This window comes from Paenibacillus sp. URB8-2, from assembly GCF_013393385.1.
GTDB lineage: Bacteria > Bacillota > Bacilli > Paenibacillales > Paenibacillaceae > Paenibacillus_AQ.
On sequence record NZ_AP023239.1, the window covers coordinates 5,369,654 to 5,384,057 of the forward strand.

Consider the following 14,404-nt stretch of genomic DNA (forward strand, 5'->3'; position numbering starts at 1 on the left):
TACCGAAACCTTAATTGCTATGAAGCCCGGCGCGAAGGATGCCAGCGGATAAACACCTTCTCCAGCCTTTCCACCACCAGGTAAAAAATCACGCCGGCGATCGCCGCAAGCACGATGCACGACCAGCCCAGAGGCATTTTAGCGACCTTGATGGAATTGGACAGCAGGTAGCCCAGCCCTCTCGACGAGAAGAAAAATTCACCGACGATCGCCCCGATCATGCTTGCCGTCGCGTTGATTTTCAGCGCGGTGAAGACGTAGGGCAGGCTGTTCTTGATCCGCAGATGGCGGAACACCGCCGATTTGGGCGCGGCGTAGGAATGCATAAGGTCCAGCGCCAGCGGATCGATGGCGGCCATCCCTTTATAGGCGTTGATCGCCATCGCCGCCATCGTCGTCGCCGTCACAATGGCGATGCGGGAGCCCAGCCCGTCGCCGAACCACAGGTTCATGATCGGCGCTAGCGCCACGATCGGAACGGCGTTGAGCGCGGCGACCAGCGTCAAGCTTCCGCCGCCCCATCTCGGCCAAGCCGTGGCGGCCAGGGCAATGATAAAGCCGATCAGCGAACCGGCGAGCATGCCCAGCACCGCTTCAGCGAGGGTGTAGCCCGTATAGGACAGCAGCAGGCTCATGTTTTCGCCCATCGCCTTCGCAATGGCCGACGGCAGCGGAAGCTGGTATTTCTTCAGATCGAAAATCTTATGAATCACCTGCAGCTCCCACAGCGCCAGAAACAGAACGCCTGCAAGTACAGGAAGTATGACGCGAAAGATGCCAGTCTTGCGCGAACGCCTCCGCGGCTTGCGCTCTTGCCCAGGAGCTGCGGCAGGCTCAGAAGCCGGCGCGGCTTCCGAAGCGGCTTGCGGACGGCTTCCGCCCTCCTGGCCGTGGGGTGATACGAACGATGCTTCGCGAACCGTATTGCCTTCCATCAGCGGCCACCTCCTTTCGGACGGAATTCAGGCTGCCAGGGAGCCACAAGGCGCTCAATGAGGCTCATAAGCCCATAGCTGGCCATGCCGAGCAACGCGCCGACGATAATGGTCGACCAGAACATATAAGTGTGGGAAGGGCCGTAATACAGGTTGCGCAGCATGATAACGCCGATGCCGTGCTGCGCGCCCATAAGCTCGACCAGAATCGCGCCGGTAACCGCAAGCGGAGCGGCGATCTTCAGGCCGCTGAACAAGCCGGGAAGAGCGGCGGGAAGCCGCAGCTTCCAGTAAACGGCCCAAGGTTTGGCCGCGTAGGAATGCATCAGCTCCAGCGCCGAGAGATCGACGCTCCGCAGCCCCCGCAGCATGTTGAGCGATACGGGAAAGAACGTAATATAACCCGAGATAATAATCCGCGAAATCTGTTCATCGCGGACAATGCCGTAAATGATTGGGGCGAGGCCCAGAATCGGAATCATCTGTGAGGCGACGGCATAAGGGAAGGTTAGCTGCTCGATCGTCTTCGACACGCTCATCAGCACCGCGAGCAGCACGCCCGCAGCGGCGCCGAGCAGAAAGCCGACAGCGGCGTTTCCGAAGGTCGCGGCCCCCTCTTTAAGCAGCGTCCCTCCGTACTTAAAGAGCGTCGAGATCAGTTCATGCACATAGGGCAGCTTCGATTGGGCCAGCGGCGTATGCGCCACATTCAGCAGCACCCACGAAAGAGCCTCCCAGACAATCAGCAGCCCCGCCACCCAGACGAGCAGAGGCAGAAACCGCCCCTTGACCAGCATGCTGTTTCCTTTCATGGTTACACTCCCTCGAAGCTGTCGCGGATGCCTGCGATCAGATCAAAAAATTCCGGGCTGTTGCGCATTTCCGCCGTCCGCGGGCGCGGCAGAGGAATATCGACTACAGCAGACAGACGTCCCGGATGCGGAGACAGCACGAAGACCCGGTCGGACAGGAAGATCGATTCGGGGATGCTGTGGGTAACGAACACGACCGTGTTGCCCACCTTGCTCCATACGGACAGCAGTTCTTCATTCAGACGCTCGCGCGTGAACTCGTCAAGGGCCGAGAACGGCTCATCCATCAGCAGGATTTCCGGTTCCATGGACAGCGCCCGGGCAATGGCCACCCGCTGCTGCATCCCCCCGCTCAACTGCCAAGGATACTTGTCGGCAAAGCCCTGCAGACCTACAAGCTCCAGCAGCTCAAGCGCCTTCTCGTCGCGGCGGGCCTTCTTGACGCCCATCAGCTCGAGCGGCAGCGTGATGTTGTCCTTCACCTTGCGCCAGTCGTACAGCACGGGGCTTTGAAACACGATGCCGTATTTCTGGGCGAGACGCGCCTCCTTGGCGCTTTTGCCCGCTACCGTTACCCGGCCTCTCGTCGGCTCGATCAAATCGGCCATGAGCCGAAGCAGCGTCGTTTTTCCGCACCCGGACGGCCCAAGAAGCGAGACGAACTCCCCCTTGGCAATATCCAGGCTCACTTGATGCAGCGCCAACACATCCGCCGTGTCCGTCTGATAGCGCATCTCCACATTTTCCAATTGAATTTCAGGAACTTTTGTCGCAATAAGTGACATCGATATTCCCCCTATCCCTGAATTATTTATTAAATGTGATGTTTGTTAACACCAATATTAACATTTTAAGCAAAATTGCATGACTGATGTAGCTTTAACTAACATGTTACACCGCTCCCTTCCCATCGACACTAGACAAAAAGTAAAATAGCTTTGGTGAAATTCCGTCATTTTGTCCAGCCTGCCGGTTTGATTGTCAAAAATCCGCCCATTTACCGATATATTCGAATAAGGATTTTATCTTTTGAAAGGAGACGCTTGAGTGGGGTCATTTATCTCGAATTATATAGTCATCGTCGCGTTATCCGGCGTACTGAGCGTACTGCTCGCCCTCTTCGCCTATTTCAAGGATACCAATTTCGCGGGAGTCAACGCGTTTATCGTCAGCTCATGCGCTTCCGCCATATATACCTTCGGATTCGCTCTGGAACTGTCGGGCCATTCGATGCGGGAAATCAATCTGTGGCTCAAAATCGAATACCTGGGCATGCCGTTCATTGCGCCCGCCAGCCTGCTTATGGTCATCCATTTTCTGGGGATGGAACGCCTGATTACGAGAGCCCGGCTGATCGGTTTCGGCTTCATTCCCTGCCTGACAACGGTAATGGTCTGGACCAATGACTATCACCATTTGTTCTACCGCTCGCTGTATTTAAGACCGTTTTCGCCTGCGCCGCTCGTTGATTTCGTCATGGGCCCCGGCTATATCGTTCACGGCAGCTTTACCTTCGGCTGTCTGCTGGCCGCCACTTGCCTCATGCTGTCGCAGTGGAACAAGATGAAGCGGGTATACCGCCGGCAGTTCCTGACCATCCTGCTTGGGCTCGCGCTGCCTACGATAGGCTCCTTTATATACTTGATGGGCAAGACGCCTTACGGCATGGACCCGGTGCCGGTCATTATGAGTCTGACCTCCGCGCTGTACATCTGGGCCATCCTCTCCAGAGGCATGCTGACCGCCGCGCCAATCGCACGAAGCAATCTGTTTGAAAGCATGCGCGACGGCGTGCTCGTGATGGACTTTTCCGACCGGCTCATCGACTTCAACCGGGCCGCGGCGGGAATGATACAGGGGCTGGATGCCGCCTCCATCGGCCATCCATTGGCCCGGATCTTTCTCCCTGGAGGCAAGGAAGCGGTCGCCTATGTTATGGAAGCCGATCCCCTGCATCAGGAAGAGCGGGAATTGCAATGGTCGAACGGGGACGACATTTGCTATTACGAAATCCGCTCTTCGCCCGTTATCAAGCGCGGCGGGCAAGTGGCGGGGCGGATGATCATGCTGATCGATGTGACCGAGCGGAAGCTGCTCCAGGACAAGCTGCGGCAGCTTGCCACCATTGACAGCCTGACGGGAATTTGCAACCGTACCTACTTTATGGAGCAAAGCAGCGAGGTGCTGAAGAACTGCTCGCCGGAGAACGGCAGCATGTCAATCGCGCTGTTTGACGTCGATCACTTCAAGAACATTAACGACCGTTACGGCCATGGGTTCGGCGATTCGGCGCTGTGTCATATTACGGATATTTGCCGCAGCCATCTTCGTCAAGGCGATGTGTTCGGACGCTACGGGGGCGAGGAATTCGTGCTGTGCCTGCCGGACACTTCGCTGGATCAGGCGGCGCGGCTGGCCGACCGTATCCGCAGGGCGATCGAGGCCGAAAGCCTGCAGACGCCTAACGGCCGCATCAGCGTCACCGTCAGCTTCGGCGTGACGGAGGCTGTGCCCGGCTGTACGCTGGAGGAGCTGCTTACGGAAGCCGACCATGCCCTGTACGCCTCCAAACGCGGCGGGCGCAATGCCGTGCATCTGTCGGACGGCTCCGGAATTACCCGCTTTTCGGAGGGTTCGCCTTCTTACATCCGGGCCTCCTGCAATGGATAGGCATCGGCAAAAGGGACCGTCTTCCTGTTATGGGAATCGGTTCCTTTTTCTGTATTTCGCATTAATTATAAGGTCCGGCGGTACTTTAATCTTTCTTTCTTGTTTTTCATCAGTCCTTTTCAGTTTAAATAGAAGATATCCGGTACTGGCCGGACAGATTTATGCTAAGAATGGGAAGAATAGGAGGAGATCCTTGTGATCAAGATCGGTTTGACGGGATTCGGCGACCATGAAGAACTGTACGGCAAAATCAAGCCCGCCGACCGGTTGCCCGCGTACAGCGCGCATTTTTCCATCGTGGAAATCGACAGCTCCTTCTATGCCGTTCAGCCGGTTAAAAATTACGTCAAATGGGTGAGCCAGACGCCGGGCGATTTCGGTTTCATTGTCAAAGCCTATCAGGGAATGACTGGACATCTGCGGGGCAAAAAAAATTATTTCGATACCGCCGAAGAAATGTTTCAGGCGTTTCATACTTCCATAGAGCCCGTCATTGAGGCGGGCAAGCTGACCATGACGCTCTTTCAGTTCCCCCCGTGGTTCGACTGTACGAAGGAGAACGTGGATGTGCTGCGCGAAACCAGGGAGCGGATGAAGGATGTGCCCTGCGCGCTTGAATTCCGCAACTCCACCTGGTACAGCCCTGAATACCGGGAACGGACGCTGGCGTTTATGAAAAAAGAAGGCTGGATTCACACGGTGGTCGATGAGCCGCAGGCCGGAATCGGATCTATTCCGATCGTGTCCGTGGCGACTTCGCCGGAGGCAACTTATGTGCGGATGCATGGACGAAACGCCAAGGGCTGGCATCAGAGCAGTCATCCCGATTGGCGCAAGCTGCGGTATCTGTACCGTTACAGTACGGAAGAGCTGGCGGAATGGCAGCTCCGGCTGAAAGAACTGGAGAAGGACTCACGGAACGCGTATGTGGTCTTTAACAATAATTCGGCGGGTGACGCCACCCCTAATGCCAAGGAGCTGCAGGTTCTTCTCGGCGGAGACGACAGCGGCCTTGCACCGCTGCAATTGGATTTGTTCAACAACCCATCATGATTTACATATAATGGATTTGTTCTGTGCGCCGCTGGATATGAAGCAATAATAGGGAGGCAAATCATGATGAAGCGCAATCATACAATGATGCAGTTCTTCGAGTGGCATGTGGCTGCCGACGGCGAGCATTGGAAGCGACTGGCGAAGCTTGCGCCGGAGCTGAAAGCAGCGGGAATCGACGCCGTCTGGATTCCTCCGGTGACGAAAGGCCAATCCCCCGAAGATACCGGGTACGGCGTATATGATCTGTACGATCTTGGGGAGTTCGATCAAAAGGGCAGCGTCCGGACAAAATACGGGACGAAGCAGGATCTGATCGACGCGATTGCGGAATGTGTAAGGAACGGGATTGCGGTCTATGTCGATCTGGTCATGAACCACAAAGCCGGCGCGGATGAAACGGAGGCGTTCCAGGTCGTCGAAGTCGATCCGGAGAACCGCCTGGAGGTCATATCCGAGCCGTTCGAAATTGAAGGCTGGACGAAATTCACGTTTCCCGGACGCGGCGACCAGTACTCTTCCTTCAAATGGAACTTCCAGCATTTCAACGGCACGGACTATGACGCCAAGGAAGAGCGGACCGGCATCTTTAAGATCATCGGGGAAAACAAGGACTGGAGCCGCAATGTCGACGACGAGTTCGGAAACTACGACTACCTGATGTTCGCCAATATTGATTACGGCAATCCCGTCGTACGCGCCGAAATGCTGGAGTGGGGAAAATGGCTCGTCGATACGCTCCAATGCAGCGGCTACCGGCTGGACGCCATCAAGCATATCAATTATGAATTTATCGGCGAATTCGCGGCGGAAATGACCCGCAAGCGCGGGGAGGATTTCTATATTGTCGGCGAATTCTGGAATCCGGATGTTGAAGCCTGCCGCCAGTTTCTGGACACGGTTGACTATCAGATCGACCTGTTCGATGTGGCGCTCCACTATAAATTCCATGCCGCTTCGCTGAGCGGCCGGGACTTCGATCTGACCACCCTTTTCGATGATACGCTGGTGCAGACGCACCCCACCCATGCTGTCACTTTTATCGACAATCACGATTCTCAGCCCCATGAGTCGCTGGAATCTTGGGTCGGCGACTGGTTCAAGCTGAGCGCGTATGCGCTGATCCTGCTTCGCCAAGATGGGTATCCCGTTGTATTTTACGGCGATTATTACGGCATCGGCGGACCGACGAAGGTTGAAGGCAAGCGCGAAGACATCGACCGTCTGCTGTGCGCCCGCTACCATAAATCCTACGGCGAACAGAATGATTACTTCGATCATCCGAATACGATCGGCTGGGTGCGACGGGGAGTCGAGGAAATTCCAGAGTCGGGCTGCGCGGTCGTGGTATCGAACGGAGACGACGGCGAGAAGAGCATGTTCATCGGTGAGGAGCGCGCCGGGGAGGTCTGGGTCGATCTGACGCTGAGCCGGGAAGATACGGTAGAGATTGGTGAAGACGGATGGGCCGTCTTTCCCGTAAACGGCGGCGACGTGTCCGTGTGGGCGCTGCCGCTCGAGCAGCCGGACGGCGAAGAGGACAGCTCTAAAGCCGCCATTGAAACAGAAGATGCCGCGAAGGAAGGTAAACCGGAGAAGAAATAGACGGAGGGGCAGTGCCGGGTTTCCGGAAACGGAGTCCTTCCCAAGACACGGCAAGCCCCGCTGTCCGCGATAATGCATGCGGACGGCGGGGCTGCTGTTGTTTTGATGCTAAAAAGTTTATATATTAATAGTTTGACGCTTCAGGCTAAGCCTTTTCTTCATATGCGTTCTTACCAAGCCAAACGCCGTTCGTTCCGCCCACAATCCGTTCGATCGGATACACCTTCCATACGGCGGTCACAACCGATGCGCACAGCGCGGCCTTTAGGAAGTCCCCCGGAAGGAACGGCAGCATGCCCGCGGTCAGCGCTTTGGGCAGCGTATCGAGGCTAGGAATCGAGTGAACCAGCCAGGCGACGCCGCTCGGGTAGACCAGCAGGGAGCCGAACAGAAAGTTCACCAGGAGCAGCTTGCCGACGGTGAACTTGCCCTTCGACATCCGCTGGGCGAACCATCCAATCAGGAAGGCTGAAACCGGCCAGGCGAAAATATAACCGGCGGTCGGGCCGACCAGGACGGATATGCCTCCCCTTCCCGCCAATACGGGAAAGCCCGCGGCAGCAAGGCCAATGACGATCAGGACGGCGATTGTTCCATATCTGGCACCCAGCACGGAACCGGCGAGCATAACAGCCAGCGTCTGCAGGGTAATAGGCACCGTTGAAAAAGGAAGCGACACTTTCATTGAGCTTAACGCGATCATCACGCCCGCAAAGAGCGCGCTGAAAATAAGCCCGCGCAAGGACCATCTGTTCATGAGTTAAACATTCCTCCAATTTTTTTAGATCAATATACCATCTTCCCCCGAATACATCAACGCGTTAATTTGATATAATCGTTATCGCAAGCGAGTGTCAGTCTTATAGGAAAGAGAGCGGTCATCATGATTAATGTCAGTCACTTGAACCTGACACTGCTGGACGGCCAGCAGAGCCTGACGGTGCTTCAGGATATTAACATACATATCGAAAAAGGGGAATGGGTCGCACTGACGGGCGCCAACGGCAGCGGCAAATCCAGCCTCGTCCGGACCTTCAACGGGCTGCTTGTTCCTTCCGGCGGCAGTCTTACGGCGGCCGGGCTTGATTTGCGGTCACCCGAAAACCGCAGCGCCGTCAAACGGAGCATCCAGCTCGTCTTTCAGAGCCCGGAAGCTCAGACCATCGGCTCAACACCGGAGGAGGATGTCGCCTTTGGTCTTGAGAACCGGGGAATTTCCCGGGAGGAGATGAAGACGCGGACGCTGAACGCGCTGCGGCGGGCGGGCCTTGGGCACAAAGCCGGTGCGCCCGTATCGGAGCTGTCGGGAGGAGAGCGGCAGCGCCTGGCCATCGCCTGCTGCCTGGCGCTGGAAGCGGAGATGATCATTTTTGACGAAGCAACTTCCATGCTGGACCCGGTCTCCCGCAAAGAGATCTTCGCGTTCAGCCGGGAATTGTGGCGGCGGGGAGTTACCGTGCTGTGGGTGACGCAGCGGATGGAGGAGCTGGCAGCGGCGGAGCGCGTAGCCGTTATGGACTTTGGACGGCTGGTGTACGACGGCGATCCGCGGACGCTCTTTTATGACTCCGGGCTGCCTGCCGCGCTTCGCTGGGAAGATTCCCCCGTCATCGGCATCGGCCGGATGATGCGGGACAGCGGCTGGCCGGCCGAGCTGCTGCCGCTGACGGAACAGCAGTTGGAGGAGACGCTATGCCGATACAGCTGACCGGCGTGTCCTACCGTTACGGCCACTCCCCCGCCCTGCGCGATATCAATCTGCTGATTCCGGAAGGCGGTCTTACGGTCCTGTGCGGCGTAACGGGCAGCGGCAAATCTACGCTGCTTCGGCTGCTTTCCGGGCTTGAGAAGCCTTCCTCGGGCAGCATTGACTATTCGCACGCGGACTCCTCCGCTTCCGTCTCTATCGTCTTCCAGCAGCCGGAGAGCCAGCTCTTCGCCGGAAGCGTCAGGAAGGATGTCGAGTATGGATTGGAGCAGCGGGACGTCCCTGAGCCTCGGCGGAGCGAGGCGGCAGACCGGGCGATGCGGCAGGCGGGACTCGCCCCCGAACAATACGGCCAGCGCTCGCCGTTCCTGCTGAGCGGCGGCGAGAAGCGCCGCGTCTGCATCGCCGGGGCCATCGCCCCCTGCCGCGGCTGCTTTTGCTGGACGAGCCGACAGCCGGGCTCGACCCGCCCGCCGCCCGCGCGCTGCTGGAGACCGCCGCGGAGCTGAAACGCGGCGGCTATACGATCGTGGTCGCCACGCACGATCTGGACTGCTTCTTCCCGCTGGCCGATCAGGTCGCGGTGCTGGCGCAAGGAGCCTTGCGCTATAGCGGGCCGCCGGACGGCCTGTGGAAGGGTGCCCGCGTGCTGGAAGACGCGGGCCTCGAACCTCCGGCCTATATAAGGATCGGCCGGATGCTCATGCGCCAAGGCGGGCTGGACGTGCTGCCCGCCGGCGCAGGGGATTTGCTGGCGAAGCTGGACCCGCTTCGCCTTGCTTACCCCGGAGGCGGAGCCTGTCCGGGGGCGGGCAACGGAGAGCGGCCTGCTGCGGCCTGCCTTTCCTTTACCGCTGGAGGCGCAGCTTCAGACGCAATCACCGCCTCCGATACCGATACGGACTTGGCGGATGGCAGCGGCAGCGCCAAACGACAGGGCGGAACGGTCTTGCGGACGCTCGACCCGCGGGTAAAATGGCTGGCGATGGCGCTGTGGTCGCTCGTGCTTCTGGGAATGAAGAGCATTCTTCCCCTCGCGCTCGCCACTGTGCTAGTTGCCGTGCTCTTGGCCTGCGGGGGCATAACACGGAAACGGGCGGTCTGGTTCTACCGGCCGTTCCTGCCGATGTTTCTGTTTCTATGGCTTCTGTCAGCCTTTTCATGGAGCGGATCCGACGGAGCGGCCTCCTTTGCCTTTTCACCCGAAGGGGCCTTAACCGGCGGCCTCGCCGTCCTCCGGCTGGGGCTGCTCGTTTCGCTCGGGTTCCTGTTCACCGAGACCACCTCGGGAGGGCCGCTGCGCGAGGGGCTGGAGTGGGCGATTGCGCCGCTGGGAAGGCTGGGCGTCAGAACGCGGAATTGGTCGCTCGCCGTATCCGTCACCTTGCAGTTTATCCCCTGGATTCTGGGCAAAATCTCCGCGCTTCAGCTGGCGCTCGCTTCCCGGGGCAGCCGAAAACGGGGGCTGGCGCGCTGGACGCCGCGGCAGATTTCACTGATGGCGGTCCCCCTGCTTCTGCAGGTCATCGGAATGGGAGACGAGCTGTCCACCGCCATCGAAGCCCGCGGCTATGACCCTTCGAAGCCGCGTACGCCCTGGCTTGTTCTGAGCTGGCGGCGGAAGGACACGGCGGCGCTGCTGCTCATCCTGCTCGCGGCGGCGCTGCTGTGGTGGCTCTCCCGCAGCGGATAGCCCCGCCGATCAGCCGCCTCCGGCCAGCTGGAAGGAAGCTGCTGCCTGCGGAGTCTTCATCTTCCCGTTTCGCCAGGAGACCCAGACCGCGATATACCGCATAAATAAGCCTGCCAGAGCCCATGAGGGCCACAGCAGGCTTATTGGCGTTATGCTATAATGACGCCTTATTCTTCAATCTTGATTGCGGCCGGCTTCGTATCGCCGATTTCCGCCAGATCGTCCAGCGCGTATTCCACAAGCGCCTTAAAGTTGTTCGAGGAGGTCGTCGCACCGCTTACCGCGTCCACTGAACCGATAGACTGTTTCTCAACAAGCTGCTTCTCCAGCTCTTCCGTATATTTGGCCGGATAGGTCTTGTTCTTGGCTTCCATCGCCGTCTTGTAATCGGCGTCTTCCGTCTTCAGCTTGCCGGCTTCGTTCACGTAATCGAACTGTACGCTTGCGATCTTGTGGTCCTTAATCTCCAGATCGATCTGTGGCTTCCAGCCGTGGTCGTCGAACGTGTCGGCGGCTACTTTGTACGTACCGTCCTCATACAGCGGAACGATGGCCGTCGCCGTGTCTCCGGCTTCCGCTTTGATCAGAGCAGCGGCGGCAAGCTCATTGAAGTTTCTGGACGAATGCGTTGCTCCGGAAACCGCATCGACCTTGGCTGCGTCCTGTGAGGTTACCAGCTCTTGCCCCAGCTTGTCGAAGGCTTCGCGGGGCGTGAATTTATTGGCTTCCGAGAATCCTTTGATATAGGCTTCGTTCTTGCTTCTGAGCTCGCCTGCTTCATTGATGTAATCATAATAAGCCTTCTCGATCTTGCCTCCGGTTACAGTCACTTCCACATAAGCCTTCCAGTTTCTCACATCGTTGCGGTCATACTCGGCTTTGTAGACTCCATCTTTAAAAACACCCGCAGCCGGCGCTGCGGAAGTTTCCGCCGTACTAGTCGCCGCTGTCGTCGGCTCGCTGCTTGGGCTTGCTGTCGCAGCCGAGTTGTTATTCGAATTTCCGCAAGCCGTCAGAATAAGCGTCAACATCAGAAGAAGCACGGATAAGTTCTTTGTGTTTTTCATTCCATAACCCCCAGTTATGTTATTTTTTTCACATCCTTATTTTAACATTTTAGGTCCGTGTCGTACATTTATTTACATCTTCCAGCGCAAAAAATCAGCCGACACGTTTGGAATGAAGACAAAATTGCAAATTCCTGCACATTCCATGAAACAAAAAAGCTGTCCCCCAGCCGCTCATGGCGGCTTCATCAGAGGACAGCCTTTTGCTATTTCCGCGCTTTCGGATGGCGGGAGACGAGCCTCACCAGATCCAGCGTCAGCACGGGCAGGGACAGGGAGACGGGATAAGCCAGGTAACGGGGCTCCCATTCCGGCGAAAATTTCTCCTTGTAGCGGCGGAGGCCCAAGAATCCGTACCAATGCCCTCCGCGCTTGAAGACCAGATGGGCGATTTTCTCTTCACGGAGCGAGCCCGCGTTCCGGCCTACGCTGGACAGAGGCGCGTTGCCGAGATTGAACCTTGCGTACCCCTCGGCCTTGGCCCATTCCAGCAGAGAGATAAACAGGAAGTCCATCGTTCCGTTCGGACTTTTCAGGCGATGGCGCATCAGGTCGATGGAAACGGCAGCTCCGCCGTCGTAGCCCGGCGCAAGCGAGGCGAAGGCGATAACGGCGTCTTCGGCATCCCGCAGCAGGGCAAGCGGCGCAAGCTGCAGATACGATTCGTCAAACCATCCGAGCGAATAGCCTTTTTCCGCCCGGCCTCTCAGCCATTCCTCCGAAATCTGCCGAAGCTCTTGCAGCAGCTCCGCCCCGTGCGGAGGCTTTGCCAATTCGAACGTGCAGCCTTCGCGTTCAAAGCGGTGGGCTACACTCCGCAAATCGCTGTTTCTTTTGCCGCCGAGGGTGAACCGGTCCAGCGGCACCAGCGCCTCTTCGCCAAGTTTAAAGAAGCGGTAGCCCTGCTCATGATAGATCGGCAGATAGGCGGGCGTCGCCTGGTAGAAGACCACGGTAAGACCGTACCTGTCAGCCTCCGTCCGAAACTCGCTGATCGCGTCGTTCACAAGATTTCGAGGGCCGAGCGGGTCGCCGAGCACGACAAGCTTGTCCCGCACTCTGGCAAAAGGAAACATGACCTTCCCGTCCTGCGCCCAGTAGAAGCTCTTGTCGCCCGTGAAGAGCACATGGGTCAGGGCGTTGCCGGGTTCCGTCTCCAGATACCGCCGCAGCCGGTCCATGTCCGGCGGCGCGGTCAGCGCCTCCGCCCGCCGGTTGGGCCGAAGCGCCACAACCATGGAGAGCAGCAGCCAGGCCGCCGCCAATCCGCCCACAGCCGTATAGGCGAAATGGCCGTGCTGCTGCAGCCATTCGGGCTGCGCTCCGGGCCGCAGGGCTTTGAAGAAGCCGCGGTGCGAGTAGCTTGCCAGCAGATCATAGCTCAAGGCGATGAAGGATGTCAGCAGCAGCCACCCCAGCAGGCTTTGCCGCGAAATCGGCGCGCTGATCCGGTAGAAACGCGCCCTTGAAATCCACAGAAGAAAGGCGACTAGCAGCAGAAAGATCGCCTCTTCGTAATCAAAACCTTTGGTAAAGGCGAACACTGCTCCAAGACCCAGCAGAACGCCCGACCAGATATAGGCTCTGCGGATGTGCAGCGAAATGCCCCTGGATAGCAGCACCAGCATAAAGCCGATTACCACCGATAAATGATGCGAGAGCCGCATGATCGGAAGCGACAGAAGATTCTCCGTGAAGCGCAGCCGGTACAGCAGCTCGGGAGTGGCCGCCGACAGCAGCAGAATCAGGCCGGCCACAAGGACAAGCTTGCCGAGCGCCCATCCGCCAAGATCGCTCAGAAAGGTGTACTGGCCGGGCCACCCCCAAATCTTTTGCCAAGTGTTAAGGGACGTCTCCATGGCCGAACCGCGCAGCAGCCGTATGCCCTGTTGTCCGATTTCGAGCGCCGCCAGCACAAGTCCGATCAGCCATGGAACGACATAATAGAACAGACGGAAAATGACGAGTACCGCCATCGCCCGTTCGCTTGCATATCCCATCTGCTGCATTCCAAGCAGCGCGATCAGATCAAATGCGCCGATGCCTCCAGGGGCCATGCTGAGTATGCCCGCAATCGCCGCAATGACGTACAGACTCATCACCGGCTGGAAATGAACGCCGCCCAAAATGTATCCCGCGATCACCGAAAAGGTAATTCCCGCGCTGAGCCATTCCAGCAATGAGGAGCCCACCGAGGCGTATACCGTCATCCACGGCGTTCTCCCTTCTCCCCGGTTGATCCATTTGGCGAACAGAGAGGAACGCTGGACGATGATAAAAAAGGGCAGATAGAGCGCCATGCCCCAAACGGCGAACACAAGCCACCGATGCTCGCGGAGGAGCTCCTCCCCCGGCAGAATGCCGAAGAGGTTGGCCCAGGACAGCAGCGACAGGCCCGTAATCATGAGCGGCGACAAAAAGACGATCGCCGGCGTCAGGACCGCTGTGGGCACTCCGCTTTTTTTATAGAGCAGCGTACGCAGACCGACTCCCGCCAGACCGGCAAATCCAATCAAATTGTTGAAGGTATTGGCGATCCACGAATAGCGGAAGGTGCTCCATACCCCGATCTTCATCCGGAAGTGGGCGCGGATCAGAAAATCGTAGGCGCTCATGGCCGCAACCGCCGCCAGCGCCGTCGCCATCATCCGCAGAATATCCGGCACCGGAACGTGTCTTAGTTCATGCAGCGTTTGGGCAAGCCTGACCCCCTTCAGTTCATGCTGCCCCTCTAAGTATACAAGCACGATAATAATCAGCGGAAACAACACCCGAACCGCCTTGATGCGATAAATCGACACCAGCAGCCTTACCAGCTTAATTTGTTCCAGCCTTTGTTTGTTTGTATGCATTTCCGTACC

Annotated in this window: 12 protein-coding genes; 6 read left to right on the plus strand and 6 right to left on the minus strand. The window is 57.9% G+C overall.

The genetic code is table 11. The features are described from left to right. Nucleotides 1-17: 17 nt before the first annotated feature. The 3 genes from PUR_RS24800 to PUR_RS24810 are packed head-to-tail and all read right to left on the minus strand — an operon-like array spanning nucleotide 18 to nucleotide 2,532. Nucleotides 18-935: an ABC transporter permease gene (locus PUR_RS24800; protein ID WP_179037513.1), complete on the minus strand. Its 918-nt coding sequence runs from the start codon at nucleotides 933-935 to the stop codon at nucleotides 18-20. Next, the gene (locus PUR_RS24805; RefSeq protein ID WP_179037514.1) at nucleotides 935-1,747 is read right to left on the minus strand and encodes an ABC transporter permease; all 813 of its coding nucleotides are present in this window, start codon (nucleotides 1,745-1,747) and stop codon (nucleotides 935-937) included. Before PUR_RS24805 ends, PUR_RS24800 begins: the two co-directional genes overlap by 1 nt. A 2-nt stretch (nucleotides 1,748-1,749) precedes the next feature. Beyond that, entirely contained in the window at nucleotides 1,750-2,532 is a 783-nt protein-coding gene (locus PUR_RS24810; protein ID WP_179037515.1) for an ABC transporter ATP-binding protein, read from the minus strand. 262 nt (nucleotides 2,533-2,794) lie between these two features. Here PUR_RS24810 and PUR_RS24815 point away from each other — a divergent pair, with 262 nt between their 5' ends. The 3 genes from PUR_RS24815 to PUR_RS24825 all read left to right on the plus strand — a co-directional run bounded on the left by PUR_RS24815 (nucleotide 2,795) and on the right by PUR_RS24825 (nucleotide 7,075). Next, nucleotides 2,795-4,417, plus strand: a complete 1,623-nt coding sequence (locus PUR_RS24815; protein WP_179037516.1) for a histidine kinase N-terminal 7TM domain-containing diguanylate cyclase — start codon at nucleotides 2,795-2,797, stop codon at nucleotides 4,415-4,417. A 195-nt stretch (nucleotides 4,418-4,612) separates the two neighbouring features. Next, entirely contained in the window at nucleotides 4,613-5,470 is an 858-nt protein-coding gene (locus PUR_RS24820) for a DUF72 domain-containing protein (protein WP_179037517.1), read from the plus strand. 66 nt (nucleotides 5,471-5,536) lie between these two features. Beyond that, nucleotides 5,537-7,075, plus strand: coding sequence for an alpha-amylase (locus tag PUR_RS24825; RefSeq protein WP_179038066.1), 1,539 nt, complete (start codon nucleotides 5,537-5,539; stop codon nucleotides 7,073-7,075). Between the two features lie 145 nt (nucleotides 7,076-7,220). On the opposite strand, the gene PUR_RS24830 is transcribed toward PUR_RS24825, so the two are convergent. After that, complete coding sequence (locus tag PUR_RS24830; RefSeq protein WP_179037518.1) at nucleotides 7,221-7,832, minus strand: biotin transporter BioY; 612 nt, start codon at nucleotides 7,830-7,832, stop codon at nucleotides 7,221-7,223. Between the two features lie 126 nt (nucleotides 7,833-7,958). On the opposite strand from PUR_RS24830, the gene PUR_RS24835 reads away from it, so the two are divergent. The 3 genes from PUR_RS24835 to PUR_RS24845 are packed head-to-tail and all read left to right on the plus strand — an operon-like array spanning nucleotide 7,959 to nucleotide 10,476. Then, nucleotides 7,959-8,783 carry an ATP-binding cassette domain-containing protein gene (locus tag PUR_RS24835; protein WP_179037519.1) on the plus strand — a complete coding sequence of 275 codons (825 nt, stop codon included), beginning with the start codon at nucleotides 7,959-7,961 and terminating at the stop codon, nucleotides 8,781-8,783. After that, nucleotides 8,768-9,292, plus strand: a complete 525-nt coding sequence (locus PUR_RS24840; RefSeq protein WP_179037520.1) for an energy-coupling factor ABC transporter ATP-binding protein — start codon at nucleotides 8,768-8,770, stop codon at nucleotides 9,290-9,292. The genes PUR_RS24835 and PUR_RS24840 overlap by 16 nt, the downstream gene beginning before the upstream one ends. After that, a complete protein-coding gene (locus PUR_RS24845; RefSeq protein WP_179037521.1) occupies nucleotides 9,220-10,476 on the plus strand; it encodes a CbiQ family ECF transporter T component in 1,257 nt (418 codons plus the stop codon). Before PUR_RS24840 ends, PUR_RS24845 begins: the two co-directional genes overlap by 73 nt. A gap of 167 nt (nucleotides 10,477-10,643) precedes the next feature. On the opposite strand, the gene PUR_RS24850 is transcribed toward PUR_RS24845, so the two are convergent. Beyond that, entirely contained in the window at nucleotides 10,644-11,543 is a 900-nt protein-coding gene (locus PUR_RS24850) for an FMN-binding protein (protein ID WP_179037522.1), read from the minus strand. Between the two features lie 206 nt (nucleotides 11,544-11,749). Further along, nucleotides 11,750-14,395 (minus strand): bifunctional lysylphosphatidylglycerol flippase/synthetase MprF, encoded by a 2,646-nt coding sequence (mprF, locus tag PUR_RS24855; RefSeq protein WP_179037523.1) that lies wholly within the window; start codon nucleotides 14,393-14,395, stop codon nucleotides 11,750-11,752. Nucleotides 14,396-14,404: the final 9 nt, after the last annotated feature.